The sequence below is a fragment of the Pseudomonas sp. LRP2-20 genome (genome assembly GCF_024349685.1).
Classification (GTDB): Bacteria; Pseudomonadota; Gammaproteobacteria; order Pseudomonadales; family Pseudomonadaceae; genus Aquipseudomonas.
This window is the reverse complement of the sequence record NZ_AP025944.1, coordinates 5,627,280-5,643,458: the sequence shown is the minus strand read 5'-3', so window position 1 is coordinate 5,643,458 and position 16,179 is coordinate 5,627,280. Positions and strand designations below refer to the sequence as shown.

General features: G+C 64.3%; 10 protein-coding genes. 8 read left to right on the top strand and 2 right to left on the bottom strand.

Going from position 1 to position 16,179, the window contains the following annotated elements; translation table 11 throughout:
- Positions 1-7: 7 nt before the first annotated feature.
- The gene (gene aceE / locus OCX61_RS25405) at positions 8-2,653 is read right to left on the bottom strand and encodes a pyruvate dehydrogenase (acetyl-transferring), homodimeric type (RefSeq protein ID WP_261941856.1); all 2,646 of its coding nucleotides are present in this window, start codon (positions 2,651-2,653) and stop codon (positions 8-10) included.
- 383 nt (positions 2,654-3,036) lie between these two features.
- Here aceE and glnE point away from each other — a divergent pair, with 383 nt between their 5' ends.
- From glnE to OCX61_RS25365, 8 genes are all read left to right on the top strand, one after another.
- Entirely contained in the window at positions 3,037-5,970 is a 2,934-nt protein-coding gene (gene glnE / locus OCX61_RS25400) for a bifunctional [glutamate--ammonia ligase]-adenylyl-L-tyrosine phosphorylase/[glutamate--ammonia-ligase] adenylyltransferase (protein WP_261941855.1), read from the top strand.
- A 222-nt stretch (positions 5,971-6,192) separates the two neighbouring features.
- Complete coding sequence (gene waaF / locus OCX61_RS25395) at positions 6,193-7,242, top strand: lipopolysaccharide heptosyltransferase II (RefSeq protein WP_085676287.1); 1,050 nt, start codon at positions 6,193-6,195, stop codon at positions 7,240-7,242.
- Positions 7,243-8,301 carry a lipopolysaccharide heptosyltransferase I gene (gene waaC, locus OCX61_RS25390; protein WP_261941854.1) on the top strand — a complete coding sequence of 353 codons (1,059 nt, stop codon included), beginning with the start codon at positions 7,243-7,245 and terminating at the stop codon, positions 8,299-8,301. It begins immediately after the preceding gene.
- Complete coding sequence (locus OCX61_RS25385) at positions 8,301-9,425, top strand: glycosyltransferase family 4 protein (RefSeq protein ID WP_261941853.1); 1,125 nt, start codon at positions 8,301-8,303, stop codon at positions 9,423-9,425. Before waaC ends, OCX61_RS25385 begins: the two co-directional genes overlap by 1 nt.
- Complete coding sequence (rfaP, locus tag OCX61_RS25380) at positions 9,422-10,228, top strand: lipopolysaccharide core heptose(I) kinase RfaP (RefSeq protein ID WP_261941852.1); 807 nt, start codon at positions 9,422-9,424, stop codon at positions 10,226-10,228. The genes OCX61_RS25385 and rfaP overlap by 4 nt, the downstream gene beginning before the upstream one ends.
- Positions 10,228-10,962: a lipopolysaccharide kinase InaA family protein gene (locus tag OCX61_RS25375; protein WP_261941851.1), complete on the top strand. Its 735-nt coding sequence runs from the start codon at positions 10,228-10,230 to the stop codon at positions 10,960-10,962. Before rfaP ends, OCX61_RS25375 begins: the two co-directional genes overlap by 1 nt.
- Positions 10,959-11,711 (top strand): lipopolysaccharide kinase InaA family protein, encoded by a 753-nt coding sequence (locus tag OCX61_RS25370; RefSeq protein WP_261941850.1) that lies wholly within the window; start codon positions 10,959-10,961, stop codon positions 11,709-11,711. Before OCX61_RS25375 ends, OCX61_RS25370 begins: the two co-directional genes overlap by 4 nt.
- Complete coding sequence (locus OCX61_RS25365; RefSeq protein ID WP_261941849.1) at positions 11,711-13,153, top strand: lipopolysaccharide kinase InaA family protein; 1,443 nt, start codon at positions 11,711-11,713, stop codon at positions 13,151-13,153. Before OCX61_RS25370 ends, OCX61_RS25365 begins: the two co-directional genes overlap by 1 nt.
- Here the strand turns inward: OCX61_RS25365 and OCX61_RS25360 are convergent.
- Positions 13,114-16,140 (bottom strand): dermonecrotic toxin domain-containing protein, encoded by a 3,027-nt coding sequence (locus OCX61_RS25360; RefSeq protein ID WP_261941848.1) that lies wholly within the window; start codon positions 16,138-16,140, stop codon positions 13,114-13,116. The two genes, OCX61_RS25365 and OCX61_RS25360, sit on opposite strands and share 40 nt — an antisense overlap.
- Between the last annotated feature and the right edge of the window lie 39 nt (positions 16,141-16,179).

The following is a 16,179-nucleotide window of genomic DNA, read 5'->3' as shown; positions in this document are numbered from 1 at the left end:
ATACTCCTCAGCAGTCCAGTGGGTTGCGCTTGTCCGGGTCGATGCCGAACTTGACGATGGCGTCAGCCACAACCTTGGGTTCGATCTCGCCGCGGTCAGCCAGGGCTTCCAGGGCAGCCAGCACCACGAAGTGGCGGTCGACTTCGAAGAAGTGACGCAGCTTCTTGCGGCTGTCGCTGCGACCGTAACCGTCGGTACCCAGGACCTTGAACTCTTTGCTCGGTACCCACTGGCGAATCTGCTCTGCGAACAGCTTCATGTAGTCGGTAGAGGCGATGACCGGACCTTTGCGACCGTTCAGGCACTGCTCGACGTAAGTCTGCTGTGGCTTCTGGCCAGGCTTCAGGCGGTTGGCGCGCTCCACGGCCAGGCCGTCGCGACGCAGTTCGTTGAAGCTGGTGACGCTCCACACGTCGGCGCCGACGTTGAACTCTTCACGCAGGATCTTCGCCGCTTCGCGGACTTCACGCAGGATGGTGCCGGAGCCCATCAGCTGTACGTGGTGCGCGGCTTCGCGGGTGTCTTCTTCCAGCAGGTACATGCCCTTGATGATGCCTTCCTCGACACCGGCCGGCATGGCTGGCTGCTGGTAGGATTCGTTCATCACGGTGATGTAGTAGAAGATGTCCTGTTGCTCTTCGGTCATCTTCTTCATGCCGTCCTGGATGATCACCGCCAGCTCGTAGCCGTAGGTCGGATCGTAGGTGCGGCAGTTCGGGATGGTGCCCGCCATCATGTGGCTGTGACCGTCTTCGTGCTGCAGGCCTTCACCGTTGAGGGTGGTACGGCCGGCGGTACCGCCGATCAGGAAGCCACGGGTACGGCTGTCGCCGGCGGCCCAGGCCAGGTCGCCAATGCGCTGGAAGCCGAACATCGAGTAGAAGATGTAGAACGGCAGCATCGGCTGGTTGTGGCAGCTGTACGAGGTACCGGCAGCGATGAACGACGACATGGCGCCGGCTTCGTTGATGCCTTCCTCGAGGATCTGGCCCTTCTTGTCTTCGCGGTAGAACATCACCTGGTCTTTATCGACTGGCTCGTAGAGCTGGCCGACCGACGAGTAGATGCCCAGCTGACGGAACATGCCTTCCATACCGAAGGTACGGGCTTCGTCCGGAATGATCGGGACGATGCGCTGGCCGATGTCCTTGTCCTTGACCAGCTGCGCCAGGATGCGCACGAAGGCCATGGTGGTGGAGATTTCGCGGTCGCCCGAACCGTCCAGGATCGCTTTCAGCGTTTCCAGTGGCGGGGTCGGCACGCTGAAGCTCTTGGCACGGCGCTGAGGCACGAAGCCGCCCAGGGCAGCACGGCGCTCGGCCAGGTACTTGGCTTCGGCAGAACCTTCTTCCGGCTTGAAGAACGGCAGGTTCTCCAGGTCGGCATCCTTGACCGGGATGTCGAAGCGGTCACGGAAGTGGCGCAGGCTGTCGACGTCGACCTTCTTGGTGTTGTGCGCGGTGTTCTTGGCTTCGCCGGCACCGGTACCGTAACCCTTGATGGTCTTGGCCAGGATGACGGTCGGCTGGTCCTTGTGGTTCACAGCCTGGTGGTACGCCGCGTAGACCTTGTACGGGTCGTGGCCGCCACGGTTGAGCTTCCAGATCTCGTCGTCGGACAGGTCTTCGACCATGGCCTTGAGCTCTGGGGTGTTGAAGAAGTTCTCACGAACGTACGCGCCGTCTTTGGCTTTGTAGTTCTGGTACTCGCCGTCGATGACTTCGTCCATGCGGCGCTGCAGGGCACCGTTGGTGTCCTTGGCGAACAGTGGGTCCCAGAAGCGGCCCCAGACTACCTTGTTGACGTTCCAGCCACCGCCACGGAACACGCCTTCGAGTTCCTGGATGATCTTGCCGTTGCCGCGAACCGGGCCGTCGAGGCGCTGCAGGTTGCAGTTGATGACGAAGATCAGGTTGTCCAGCTTCTCGCGGCCAGCCAGGGCGATTGCACCCAGGGATTCCGGCTCGTCACACTCGCCGTCGCCCATGAAGCACCAGACCTTCTGCTTGCCGGCCGGGATGAAGCCACGGGCTTCCAGGTACTTCATGAAGCGTGCCTGGTAGATGGCCTGGATCGGGCCCAGACCCATCGAAACGGTCGGGAACTGCCAGAAGTCAGGCATCAGCCATGGGTGCGGGTACGAAGACAGGCCGTTGCCGTCCACTTCCTGGCGGAAGTTGTTCATCTGGTCTTCGTTGATGCGCCCTTCCATGAAGGCACGGGCGTAGACGCCTGGCGATGCGTGGCCCTGGAAGAAGATCAGGTCGCCACCATGTTCTTCGGTCGGTGCCTGGAAGAAGTAGTTGAAACCGATGTCGTACAGGGTGGCACTGGAAGCGAAGCTGGAGATGTGGCCGCCCAGGTCCGAGTCCTTCAGGTTGGTGCGCATCACCATGGCCAGCGCGTTCCAACGCACCATCGAGCGAATGCGGCGTTCCATGAACAGGTCGCCAGGCATGCGTGCTTCGTGGGTGACAGGGATGGTGTTGCGGTATGGCGTGGTGATTGCGTACGGCAGCTGAGAGCCACTGCGGGTGGCCAGCTCGCCCATGCGGGTCATCAGGTAATGAGCGCGGTCTTCGCCTTCTTTGTCGAGGACCGACTCCAGGGCATCCAGCCATTCCTGGGTTTCGATTGGATCGAGGTCTTGCATGGCTTGCTCCAGGGCGGAAAGGCCACCAGAATCGGGGGCCTGAGTTTGCGACTGGCCTTATGGGCAGACGTCGTGAATTCTTGGATTACCGGGGTGTCTCCCGGCGCCGTGTAGTTTTACTACATTTGCTTCGGCATTTCATGCTTTTGCACGTCATGGGTAGTAGTAAAACTACACAAATGCGACGTTTGGTCGCACCTTGGCTTGTGAGGAAAAACGTTCATGTTGGTTGGCGGTGTGCAGCGAACGGGTGGATCTTGATGTTTCTTGCCAATGATTCGTTTTTTTCAGCTATTTCCAACTTTTGTATGACAGTCCAACCGTGGTCCGGCTACCTCTTGGCCGCTTTTTCCCCTCCATTTCACGCCGATCAAGGATAGACCATGCGCCTACCTTTGCCGCTCGAACTGCCTGCTTCCCTGCAACCGCTGGTCGTTCGCAACCAGCAGTTTCTCAACGATGCCGTGGCAGGCCGCGCTGAGCTCGACCTGCAAACCTGGACCCCGCTGCACCGGCAACAGTTCGATCAGGTAGCCGCTGCCAGTGACTTCGTGCTTGGCCTGGCCCAGCGTGAGCCGGCCATGCTGTTTGCCCTGATCGCCAGTGGTGAACTGGACCGCCGTTACGCCCCGGGCGAGCTGCGCGGGCAAATCGCCGCCGCAGCCCAGGCCGCGCAGAGCGAGGACGAGCTGGCGCGCAACCTGCGCCGCGAGCGCAACCGCCAGCAACTGCGCATCATCTGGCGCGACATCACCCGTCAGGCCGAGCTGGGCGAGACCTGCCGCGACCTGTCCGACCTCGCTGATGCCGCCATCGATGAAGCCTACCAGTGGCTGTACCCGCGCCACTGCCAGCAGTTCGGCACGCCGATCGGCAACCGCAGCGGCCAGCCGCAGCACATGGTGGTGCTGGGCATGGGCAAGCTGGGCGCGGTGGAACTGAACCTGTCGTCGGACATCGACCTGATCTTTGCCTTTCCCGAAGGTGGCGAAACCGAAGGGGTCAAGCGCTCGCTGGAAAACCAGGAGTTCTTCACCCGCCTGGGCCAGCGCCTGATCAAGGCGCTGGACCCGGTCACCGTCGACGGCTTCGTGTTCCGCGTCGACATGCGCCTGCGCCCCTACGGCTCGGCCGGCGCCCTGGTGCTCAGCTTCAATGCGCTGGAGCAGTACTACCAGGACCAGGGCCGCGACTGGGAACGCTACGCGATGATCAAGGCGCGGGTAGTGGCCGGTGACCAGGCGGCGGGCGCGCAACTGCAGGAAATGCTGCGGCCGTTCGTATACCGGCGCTACCTGGACTTCTCGGCGATCGAAGCGCTGCGCACCATGAAGCAGCTGATCCAGCAGGAAGTGCGGCGCAAGGGCATGGCCGACAACATCAAGCTGGGTGCGGGGGGTATCCGTGAGGTCGAGTTCATCGCCCAGGCTTTCCAGCTGATCCACGGCGGGCGTGACCTGAGCCTGCAGCAGCGGCCGCTGCTCAAGGTGCTGGCGACCCTGGAAGGCCAGGGCTACCTGCCGCCGGCAGTGGTGGCAGAGTTGCGCGAAGGGTATGAGTTCCTGCGTTACACCGAGCACGCCATCCAGGCTATCGCCGACCGCCAGACGCAGATGCTGCCAGACAGCGAGCTCGACCGTGAGCGTGTCGCCTATATCCTCGGCTTTGCCGACTGGCAGAGCTTCCACGATCAACTGATGTACTGGCGCGGTCGGGTCGACTGGCACTTCCGCCAGGTTATCGCCGACCCGGATGAAGACGAAGGCGAAGGCGAGCTGGTGGTGGGCGGCGAGTGGTCGCCGCTGTGGGAACAGGCCCAGGATGAAGATGCAGCGGGTCGCCAGCTGCAAGAGGCCGGCTTCAAGCAGCCGGCCGAAGCCCTGCGCCGCCTGGCCGGGCTGCGCGCCAGCCCGCAGCTGCGCTCGATGCAGCGCATTGGCCGCGAGCGCCTTGACGCCTTTATTCCACGCTTGCTGGCCCAGGCCGTGGAGCACGACAACCCGGACCTGGTGCTGGAGCGCGTGCTACCGCTGGTCGAAGCCGTGGCGCGGCGTTCGGCCTATCTGGTGCTGCTCACCGAAAACCCAGGTGCCCTGCGGCGTTTGCTGACCCTGTGCGCGGCCAGCCCGTGGATCGCCGAGCAGATCGCCCGCTACCCGTTGCTGCTCGATGAGCTGCTCAACGAAGGGCGCCTGTTCAGCCCGCCGCTGGCGCCGGAGCTGGCCGCCGAATTGCGCGAGCGGCTGACGCGCATCCCCGAGGACGACCTGGAACAGCAGATGGAAGCGCTGCGCCACTTCAAGCTGGCCCACAGCCTGCGTGTGGCGGCGTCGGAAATCAGCGGCAACCTGCCGTTGATGAAAGTCAGCGACTACCTGACCTGGCTGGCCGAAGCCATTCTCGATCAGGTGCTGGCCCTGGCCTGGCGCCAGACCGTGGCCCGCCATGGCCAGCCCAAGCGCAGCGACGGCAGCCTGTGCGACCCGGGCTTCATCATCATCGGCTATGGCAAGGTCGGTGGTCTGGAGCTGGGCCATGGTTCGGACCTGGACCTGGTGTTCATTCATGATGGCGACCCGCAAGCGGAAACCGACGGCGCCAAGCCGATCGACAGTGCACAGTTCTTCACCCGCCTGGGCCAGCGCATCATCCACCTGCTGACCACCCAGACCAACTCCGGCCAGCTGTACGATGTCGACATGCGCCTGCGCCCGTCCGGCGCGGCGGGGCTGCTGGTCAGCTCGCTGGGGGCGTTCGAACGCTACCAGCAGAGCGAGGCCTGGACCTGGGAGCATCAGGCCCTGGTACGCGCCCGTGTGCTGGTGGGCTGCAAACAGGTGGCGAAGGCGTTCGAGGGCGTGCGGGCCAAGGTCCTGGGCCAGGCCCGCGACCTGGGCAAGTTGCGCAGCGAAGTGAGCGAGATGCGCGCCAAGATGCGCGACAACCTCGGCACCAAGGCCACGGCCGCCGGTACCGCAGCCAATGCCTTCGATGCCGGTGTGGCGTTCGATATCAAGCAGGATGCCGGCGGTATCGTCGATATCGAATTTATGGTGCAATACGCCGCTTTGGCCTGGTCTCACGAGCACCCGGCCATACTCCGATGGACCGATAACATCCGCATTCTGGAAGAGCTGGAGCAGGCAGGATTGATGCCGGCCAGTGACGCGGTGCTGTTGCGTGAAGTGTACAAGGCGTTCCGCTCGGCGTCGCACCGCCAGGCCCTGCAGAAGCAGGCCGGGGTGATCGATGCGGCGCAGTTTGCCGATGAGCGCCGCGAAGTGCGGCGGATCTGGGGTGAATTGGGCCTTACCTGAAGGCCCCGCCAACCCTGTGGGAGCGGGTTCACCCGCGAAGAAGGCCGCGCGGTGCTTGGCACCGGCTTCGCCGGTGTTCGCGGGTAAACCCGCTCCCACAGGGGCTGCAATCAGCGACGGATATGCCTGAGTGGTACACTGTCCGCCACATAGCCTGAATATAAAGAGGGGAGGCCAGGCTGTATGCAGCCTGTAGCCTCCCTGAGCGTTTCTGGACTAAGCATGAGAATACTGATCATTGGCCCCAGCTGGGTCGGCGACATGGTGATGGCGCAGACCCTGTTCCAGTGCCTGAAACAGCAGCACCCCGACTGCGTGATCGACGTGCTGGCGCCCGAGTGGAGCCGGCCGATCCTCGAACGCATGCCCGAAGTGCGCCAGGCCTTGAGCTTCCCGCTCGGCCACGGCGCGCTGGAGCTGGCCACGCGGCGGCGCATCGGCAAGTCCCTGGCCGGTCAGTACGACCAGGCCATTCTGCTGCCCAACTCGCTGAAGTCGGCGCTGGTGCCGTTCTTTGCCGGCATCCCCAAGCGCACCGGTTGGCGCGGCGAAATGCGTTTCGGCCTGCTCAACGACGTGCGCAAGCTGGACAAAGCCCGTTACCCGCTGATGATCGAGCGCTTCATGGCCCTGGCCTACGCGCCCGGTGCCGAGCTGCCGCAGCCGTATCCGCGGCCGAGCCTGCAGATCGAAGCGCACAGCCGTGAAGCCGCAATGGCCAAGTTTGGGCTGGCGCTGGACCGCCCGGTGCTGGCGTTGTGCCCAGGCGCCGAATTCGGCGAGGCCAAGCGCTGGCCGAGCGAGCACTATGCCGCCGTGGCCGATGCGATGATCCGCCAAGGCTGGCAGGTGTGGCTGTTCGGCTCGAAGAACGATCACCCGGTTGGCGAGCAGATCCGCGATCGCCTGATCCCGGGCTTGCGTGAAGAGTCGTACAACCTGGCGGGCGAAACCTCGCTGGCCGAGGCCATCGACCTGATGTCCTGCGCCGATGCCGTGGTCTCCAACGATTCCGGCCTGATGCACGTGGCTGCCGCGCTGAACCGCCCGCTGGTCGCGGTGTACGGCTCCACCTCGCCAGGCTTCACGCCGCCACTGGCCGAACAGGTGGAAGTGGTGCGCACCGGCATCGAGTGCAGCCCGTGTTTCGACCGCACCTGCCGCTTCGGCCATTACAACTGCCTGCGCCTGCTCGAGCCCGGCAAAGTCATCGCCGCCCTGCACAGCCTGGGTGGTCCGAACCTGATCGATACCGTGGCCGAGGTCGACTAAGTGCGGGTACTGATCATCAAGACCTCGTCGCTGGGTGACGTGATCCACACCCTGCCGGCGCTTACCGACGCCGCCCACGCCATCCCGGGCATCCGCTTCGACTGGGTGGTGGAAGAAGGCTTCGCCGAGATCCCCAGCTGGCACCCGGCGGTCGACCAGGTCATCCCGGTGGCGATCCGCCGCTGGCGCAAGAATATCTGGCAGACCATCAAGAGTGGCGAGTGGAAGGCGTTCAAGCAGCGCGTTCGCGAGCGCAAGTATGACCTGGTGATCGATGCCCAGGGCCTGGTCAAGTCGGCCTGGCTGACCCGCTATGTCAAGGCGCCGGTCGCCGGCCTGGACCGATACTCGGCCCGTGAAGGCTGGGCCAGCCGCTTCTATGACCGGCCGCTGTCGGTTGCCGTCGGCCAGCACGCCGTTGAACGTGTGCGCCAGCTGTTCGCCATGGCCCTGGCCTACGACCTGCCGGAAGGCATCGGCCACTACGGCCTCGACCTCGACCGCCTGCAACTGCCGCCGGCTGCGCCTTACGTGGTGTTCCTGCACGGCACGACCTGGGCGACCAAGCACTGGCCCGAAGCCTACTGGCGCGAACTGGCCGAGCGCCTGGGCCGGCGCAAGCTGCAGGTACGCCTGCCGTGGGGCAACCCGGCCGAGAAGGCTCGCGCCGAGCGCATCGCCCAGGGCTTGAACAACTGCCAGGTGCTCCCCAAATTGAACCTTGCCGGCGTCGCCCGTGTGCTGGCGGCGGCCAAGGCCTGTGTGGCGGTGGATACCGGCCTCGGCCACCTGGCTGCAGCGCTGGATGTGCCGACCATTTCGCTGTTCGGCCCGACCAACCCGGGCCTGACCGGTGCCTACGGCCGCGTGCAGGTCCATCAGGCCAGCGATTTCCCATGTGCACCGTGCCTGCAGAAGAAGTGCACCTACAAACCGAGCGCTGACGACCAGCGCCGGTTCGATCTGAAACGCGAGTGGCCGCTGTGCTTCACTCGCCTGAATCCCGAGCATGTAGCGAGCCGCCTGAGCGCGCTGCTGCTGGCTGAGGATGTTCGTTGATGCAACTGGCTTTCGTGCTTTACAAATACTTCCCCTTCGGCGGGCTGCAGCGCGATTTCATGCGCATTGCCCTGGAGTGCCAGAAGCGGGGCCACCAGATCCGCGTGTACACGCTGATCTGGGAGGGTGACATTCCGCCGGGCTTCGAGGTGCTGGTGGCGCCGGTCAAGGCGATCTTCAACCACCGGCGCAACGAGAAACTCAGCGCCTGGATGGAAGCGGACCTGGCCAAGCGCCCGGTCGACCGCCTGATCGGCTTCAACAAGATGCCGGGGCTGGACGTGTACTACGCCGCCGACGGCTGCTTCGAAGACAAGGCACAGACCCTGCGTGGCGGCCTGTACCGCCGCTGGGGCCGTTACCGGCACTTCGCCGAGTACGAGCGGGCCGTGTTCGCCAAGGACGCGCGCACCGAAGTACTGATGATTTCCGAAGTGCAGCAGCCGCTGTTCATCAAGCACTACGGCACCCCCGTGGAACGCTTCCACCTGCTGCCGCCAGGCATCTCCCAGGACCGCCGCGCGCCGGCCAATGCCGCCGAAATCCGCGCCGAGTTCCGCAAGGAATTCAACCTGGGCGATGACGACCTGCTGCTGGTGCAGATCGGTTCGGGCTTCAAGACCAAGGGCGTCGACCGCAGCCTCAAGGCGCTGGCCGCACTGCCTTCGGCGCTGCGCAAGCGCACGAAATTGATGGTCATCGGCCAGGACGACCCCAAGGTCTTCCAGCTGCAGAGCGCCACACTGGGCCTGGGCGAGCAGGTGCAGTTCCTCAAGGGCCGCAGCGACATCCCGCGGTTCCTGCTGGGCGCCGACCTGCTGATCCATCCGGCCTACAACGAGAACACTGGCACGGTGCTGCTCGAGGCATTGGTAGCCGGCCTGCCGGTGCTGGTGTCCAAGGTCTGTGGTTATGCCCATTACATCGCCGAGGCCGACAGCGGCCTGGTACTGGACGAGCCGTTCGAACAAGAACAGCTCAATGGCTACCTGCAGCGCATGCTCGAAGACCCGCAGGCCCGCGCCGACTGGTCGCGCAATGGCCTGGCCTTTGCCGACAGCGCCGACCTGTACAGCATGCCGCAGCGTGCTGCCGATGTGATCCTGGGGCAGGAGAACCCATGAAGCTGATATTGGCCGAGCCCTTCAAGCGCCTGTGGGCCGGGCGTGATGCCTTCGATGCCGTGGAAGCGCTGCAAGGCGAGGTCTATCGCGAGCTCGAAGGCCGCCGCACGCTGCGTACCGAGGTCGACGGCGAAGGCTTTTTCGTCAAGATCCACCGCGGCATCGGCTGGGGCGAGATCTTCAAGAACCTGCTCACCGCCAAACTGCCGGTACTCGGTGCCGGCCAGGAATGGCAGGCCATCCAGCGCCTGCATGAAGTGGGCGTGCCGACCATGACCGCCGTCGCCTATGGCGAGCGTGGCAGCAACCCGGCCAGCCAGCACTCGTTCATCATCACCGAAGAGCTGGCGCCGACCATCAGCCTGGAAGACTTCAGCATCGACTGGGTCAAGCATCCGCCCGAGCCACGCCTGAAGCACGCGCTGATCGCTGAAGTGGCGAAGATGACCGGCGGTATGCACCGCGCCGGGGTCAACCACCGCGACTGCTACATTTGCCATTTCCTGCTGCACACTGACCGGCCGGTGACGCCGGAAGACTTCAAACTGTCGGTGATTGACCTGCATCGCGCGCAGACCCGGGCGAAAATCAGCCGGCGCTGGCGCGACAAGGACCTGGCCGCGCTGTACTTCTCGGCGCTGGATATCGGCCTGACCCAACGCGACAAGCTGCGCTTCCTGCGCGGTTATTTCCAGCGCCCGTTGCGCCAGGTTCTGGTCGAGGAGGCCGCGCTGCTCGCCTGGCTCGAACGCAAGGCGCAGAAACTCTACGATCGCAAGCAACGCTATGGGGATGCACTCTGATGGCGGGTTGGACACTGGCGCCTGGCTACGAACATCTGGCGTCGGACTTCGGCAGCCTTGATGCGGTCTTTGCCCTCAAGGGCGAACGCCTCACGCGTGACCCGCTCAGCGAGGTCATCCGCATCGAGCGTGACGGAGTCAACTACTACGTCAAGCGCTACACCGGCGCCGGCAAGCACATGCGCCGCTACCTGGGCCGGCCACGCATCAAGGCCGAATGGCAGAACCTCAAGCAGTTCGCCAAGTGGGAAATTCCCACTGCCGAAGTGGTGGCCTGGGGCCTTGAGCGCAAAGGCCTGGCCTTTGGCCGAGGCGCGATGATCACCCGCGAACTGCCACGCACCGAAGACCTCTCGGCCTTGGCCGAGCGCAATGACCCGCGCCTGGCCGACCGCGCCTGGGTCGACAAGCTGAGCCGCCAGCTGGCGCGCCACACCCGGGTGATGCATGAACACCGTTTCGCTCACAACGACCTGAAGTGGCGCAACCTGCTGGTCGATGACATGGGCACGCTATTCTTCATCGACTGCCCGACCGGCGACTTCTGGCGCGGCTTCATGTGGCGCCACCGCATGATCAAAGACCTGGCATGCCTGGACAAGGTGGCCAAATATCACCTGTCGGCGACCCAGCGCCTGCGCTTCTACCTGCAGTACCGTGGGCGTCAGCGCCTGAATGTGCGCGACAAACGGCGCATTCGTCAGGTGCTGAGCTTCTTCGAGGGAAGGGAATGACCGATTACCTGGCCAGCGCGGACGTCGCGCTGCTCAAACGCCATGGCCTGAACGACTTCGAGGCGCTGTGGGCGCTGCAGCTCGACGCCGTGGACGAACCCAACACTGGCCGCGGCGGCTGGAGTAGCGTTTACCGCCTGGAACTTGAAGGCAAGGGCTATTACCTCAAGCGCCAGAGCGATTACCTGACCCGCACCTTGCACCGGCCGTTTGGCGAACCGACCTTCGCCCGCGAATTTCGCAATATCAGCCGCTACCAGAAGCTGCGCATCCCGGCCTTGCAGGCCGTGTTCTACGGCGAGCGCAAGCAGAACGGCCAGCACCGGGCGATCCTGATGACCCGTGCGCTGGACGAATGGAGCGACCTGGAGGGTCTGCTGGCCCAGTGGCCGCAGCTCGCCGATGACGCCCGGGCGGGCATCCTCAAGGCGTGCGGCCAGCTGGCGCGCACCCTGCACGCTGCCGGCCAGGTGCACGGCTGCTTCTATCCCAAACACATCTTCCTGCGCCAACGCCGCGAAGGCTGGGAAGCGCAGCTGATCGACCTGGAAAAGACCCGGCCGCTGCTGTTTGGCATGCGTGACCGCCTGCGCGATCTGGAGCCGCTGCTGCGCCGTGCCCGTGCCTGGAGCGAGGCGCAGGTGCGCCAGCTGCTGGCCGCCTACCTGCAGCAGCCTGCCAACAGCGCCCTGGTCGATACCTGGCTGCAACGCCTGACGCAACGCCGTCGTGAAAAAGAGGCCCGCTGATGCGTTTGTCCGAACTCAAAGACGCCGGGCGCAGCCCGTCTCTGCCATTGAGCATTACCTTGGCCGACGCCGCCGGCACGGCTGACCTGCAACTGCTCAGCCTGTTGCGGGTGCTGCCCGGCCAGCGTTATGTCGGCGCCGGCATCTGGCGCGGCACCCCGGTGCTGGCCAAGCTGCTCGTCGGCGCCAGCGCGGCACGGCATTTCCAGCGCGAACTGGATGGCGTGAAGCTGCTGGCCAAAGAAGGCCTGACCACGCCACAACTGCTCGCCGACGGCCTCAAGGAAGGCGAGGGCGGCTGGCTGCTGTTCGAATTCCTCGATGGCGCCGAAAGCCTGGCCGATGCCTGGGCTTCGGTAGAAAGCCTGCCGGTGCTGGCTGACGAGCAGCACCTGGTACTGGGTGAAGCACTCACCGCCGTGGCACAGATGCATGCGCATGGCCTGTGGCAGGAAGACCTGCACCTGGACAACCTGCTGCGCCATGGCGGCAAGCTGTACCTGATCGACGGTGCCGGCATCAAGGCCGAGACGCCCGGCCAGCAGTTGTCGCGGCCACGTGTGCTGGAAAACCTCGGGGTGTTCTTCGCCCAGTTGCCCAAGCGCCTGGAGCCGTTCATCGAAGAGCTGCTGGTGCACTACCTGCTGGCCAACGCCGAGCATGCGCTGCCGATGGAAGCGCTGCAGAAGCAGGTGGACAAGGTGCGCAGCTGGCGGCAGAAGGACTACCTGGAAAAGGCCGGTCGCGAGTGCAGCCTGTTCAGCGTCGAGCGCAGCCTGTCAGGCCTGCGCGCGATTCGCCGCAGTGAGGTGGGCGCCATGCTGCCGGTCCTGGAGCAAGCCGATACGCTGATCGACAAGGGCCACCTGTACAAGACCGGTGGCGCGGCCAGCGTGGCGCGCATCGAGGTGAACGGTCGCCAACTCGTGCTCAAGCGCTACAACATCAAGAACACTGCGCACTGGTTCAAGCGCTTCTGGCGCCCGAGCCGGGCCTGGCACTCCTGGATCGAAGGGCTGCGCCTGGAGTTTCTCGACATCGCCACGCCACGCCCGTTGGCGGTGCTGGAACAGCGAGTGATGGGCTTGCGCAGCCGTGCCTACCTGGTCACCGAGTTTGTCGATGGCCCGGACCTGACCGCCTGCTTCGCGCCCTACGTGGAGAACGGCGACGCACCGGAAGAACAGGTCGATGCCCTGGTCCACGTGATGCAGCAATTGATTCGCGAGCGCATCAGCCATGGCGACTTCAAGGGGCACAACCTGTTCTGGCACAACGGCCAGTGGTCGCTGATCGACCTCGATGCCATGTGCCAGCACGCCACCCAGCTCAGCTTCGCGCCGGCCTACGCGCGTGACCGGGCGCGGTTGCTGCGCAACTGGCCGAGTGGCAGCGCCCTGCATCAGCGCTTGGACAGGCTGTTGCCGCGGCTCGGCGAGTAATCCTCTGGCAGCGCCAGCCAGTCGCTGCCGCGACCGGGCTGGCGCACGCGGATCTGCCATGCGTCGTGTGCGCGGCGCAGCACTGCCCAGGCGGGTACCGTGCCGCTGAGCCCGGCGGGCAAGACCAGGTGGTAGTGCCCAGGCAGCAAGTGGCGGCGTACCGGCAACTGGTGGCTCAGCAGCTGCAGGTACAACGTGCTGCCATGGCTGAACAGATGGTTTTCGTGCTCATCGGCAACGCCATCCAGGCGCGGCTCCAGCCGGCATTGGCCAAGCAGCTGCGCAATATCGGGCAACCCCTCATGCCAATGCACAGCTGAATCGACGATCCAGCTGCCGTTCTGGCTGCGCGTGATCGGCAGCTTCAGATACGCATAAGGCTGGTCCGGATCGGTGGCGCGCCAGCGGCTGCCGTCAAAGCTCACATTGAAATAATGGCCCTGATTGTCGCGCACGAAGTACTGGCTCAGGCCCGGGTTGACCGACAACTGTTCATAGACTGCTTCGCCATGTACCGAGTCAATCCGGTAGCGTAGCCTGCCGACGTCGGGTACCACTTGGTAGCGCTGCGGCAGCGGTACCGGTGGTGGCTTCGGCAGCCCGCGCATTGCGCGGCGCATGAGGCTGGAACCCGCCATTTCGTTGAGGCCGGCGGAGGCATGGCCGAGGGCGGCCACGGCATGGTGCAGGGCACCGGCATGGTCGTCCTGATCGAACGCCTCGAAGCCATCCCAGATCGAGATCGCCATGCGGCCGAACGCCAGTGCGAGCAGTGCCCGCTGTGGCAGGACGAAGGTGACGAGGTCCAGCACCAGCCTGAGCACGTTGACCGAGAACTCACCCAGCAGTTCTTCATTGCTGCGGGTTGCGGTGTCGGTTTGCGCGATCAGGCTTTTGACTTCTGCCCGGTACAGCGCCTCGAACAGGTTGCCGGTGATGGTCTGACGCGTGACGATTGCGCCGATCCGGCCTTTTTTCAGGCGTGCGCCGAGCAGCTTGCCGCTGGCCTGAGGCAGCCGCCCGGTCAGGTAGTCCTGAAAGCTCGAGTCATTGCGGGCAGCGAGGATCAGCGCTTTGGTGTCGTGGTACTCGCGCCAGAAGCGGCGGTCCGGTACATCCGGGCAGTACAGCACGATGCGTTTCGAATTTTCGGGTGAAACCAGCAGCAACACGCCCAGCAGCGTATCCCCCTGTACCAGCAGCTGCTGCGCAATGACTTGCTGCTCGTTGTAGTGCGGGCGGTTATTGCTGTCGGGCGCGCTGATCACCGTGCTGGCCCAGCCATACCCTTGCTCGAACGTGTCAGGCAGGAAGTGCCTGGCATAGCGCGCCTTGACGGCTTCGGCATTCATGCGCGTGCGGGTGATCTGCCCATGCGCCGCTCGGCGCCAGCGGCCCTCAGGCGTATCCAGCAGTTGGGTGCGCAGGTAGGCCTGATAGCCACTGCCAGCATTCAGCCGCCGTACGATGTCCTTGACCCGTTGCGGTGTCAGGGCAGGTAGCGGTTGGTCACCGTGAAGGTAGACGCGGGCAGTCAGCCAGTAATCCACATCGAACCAGGCAATGTTCAGCAAGGCCAGCTCATCGAGCCTGTAGGTGTGGCGGATCACTTCGATAGTGTCACCGACCTGTGGCCTGCTGGCGACCGGCACGTAGCCGCTGGTACCGCTGATTGGCAGCGGGTTCACGATTGGACCTGTCTGGCGGGCAAGCGTGACGCTGATGGAGATGTCCCGTGGGTCGTAATCCAGGCCAGGGTCTCGTTGCAAGTATTCGCGCAGGCGCTCGTTGACCCAGTTCAGCAAGCTGTGCTGCTGGCGGAACTGCTCCAAGGTGAGAATGCCGGGTGCACTGGCCGCCTGAATGGCGACCACTTGTTCCTGCATGGCCTGCATGATGTGCGTGACGCCTTGGCGCGAGGTTGTGCGCAGCCAGTTTGGCAGGTGTTTTTCGAGTAGCAGCCCATAGCGATTGGCCATTGGGCCGCGGCTGCCAACGGTTTGCCTGATGTCCAGGGCTTTGGCCAGGGCCGAATCCAGCTGTTCGATACTGCGCTGTTGTCCATGTTCCCAGGCCTGTTGCCAGGCATGAGTCAGGTGGCTGGTTTGCGCATCGCGTATGGCGAAGGCCAGAAACTCGGCAGGGTCCTCGGTGTACCAGTCATAGCGCAGGCGTTCGGCCTGACGGGCCTGCTGCTGGTTGCCAGGCTCGACCATCATGGCCAGCAGATGCCCGCTTTGCAGCGGGTCCTCCAGGCGCTCGCAGACCTCTGCATGGAGTGCGGCAAGGCTGTCGAAGGCTTCTATGCCATGGGCGACACTGCACAGTAGCGCCAGGCCGACGGGCTCGTCGTGTTCCAGCAGTCGCCCTTCGGGCCCTTGTTCGGTGAGCACCAGAAAACCTGGCACATGGCAGCGCCAGTTGGGGGCGGTGCTGGCAAGCAGCAGGCGATAGGTTTGCGGCCGTGATGTGACGGGCAGATGCCGGCGCTGCCAGGGCCGCGGCAGCATCAGGCAGGTCCTGAGCAGCTGTGCATGCCCTGGCGACAGGGTCTGGTCGGTGCTGCGCAGGCGAATCTCCGCATCCAGCTGGTCCCGGTAATGGGAGGCCAGTCGAATCAGACGGGTCAGTCCTTTGCTGTCGCGCTCCAGCCAGTAGCTGGCCAGGCGGGCATGCAGGTCTTGGCGAATGGTCTTGCAGAAGCGGTCGATATGGCTGGCGAAATCTACGGGCAAATTGAGCACCGGATAGCTGGCATGGCGCGGCTGGCTACCGGTGGGCACGCGGAACGTGCCGCCGTCGAAGAGGTGGAAACCCACGAGCTGCAGCAGGTGATGCGTGCCGAAATACAGTGTGCGTGCAGTGATCGAGAGGTTCGGCCAAAGCTGTTCGACGACGATATCCAGGCTAGGTTCGACGCCGTCGATGGGGGGCAGAAGAGCTTCCAGTCTGCTGTCCAGGGTCTGGAAGCGGGTCTGTGCGGTCATGGTCCGTCTCCGGGTGTGAAGGCGGACGATGGTGCGGGT

What these genes read in the sequence shown, in the direction of transcription:
- rfaP (WP_261941852.1), top strand. Translation starts at nt 9,422, where the DNA reads ATGAAGCTGATATTGGCCGAGCCCTTCAAGCGCCTGTGGGCCGGGCGT.
- OCX61_RS25385 (WP_261941853.1), top strand. Translation starts at nt 8,301, where the DNA reads ATGCAACTGGCTTTCGTGCTTTACAAATACTTCCCCTTCGGCGGGCTG.
- OCX61_RS25370 (WP_261941850.1), top strand. Translation starts at nt 10,959, where the DNA reads ATGACCGATTACCTGGCCAGCGCGGACGTCGCGCTGCTCAAACGCCAT.
- aceE (WP_261941856.1), bottom strand. Translation starts at nt 2,653, where the DNA reads ATGCAAGACCTCGATCCAATCGAAACCCAGGAATGGCTGGATGCCCTG.
- glnE (WP_261941855.1), top strand. Translation starts at nt 3,037, where the DNA reads ATGCGCCTACCTTTGCCGCTCGAACTGCCTGCTTCCCTGCAACCGCTG.
- OCX61_RS25375 (WP_261941851.1), top strand. Translation starts at nt 10,228, where the DNA reads ATGGCGGGTTGGACACTGGCGCCTGGCTACGAACATCTGGCGTCGGAC.
- waaF (WP_085676287.1), top strand. Translation starts at nt 6,193, where the DNA reads ATGAGAATACTGATCATTGGCCCCAGCTGGGTCGGCGACATGGTGATG.
- OCX61_RS25365 (WP_261941849.1), top strand. Translation starts at nt 11,711, where the DNA reads ATGCGTTTGTCCGAACTCAAAGACGCCGGGCGCAGCCCGTCTCTGCCA.
- OCX61_RS25360 (WP_261941848.1), bottom strand. Translation starts at nt 16,140, where the DNA reads ATGACCGCACAGACCCGCTTCCAGACCCTGGACAGCAGACTGGAAGCT.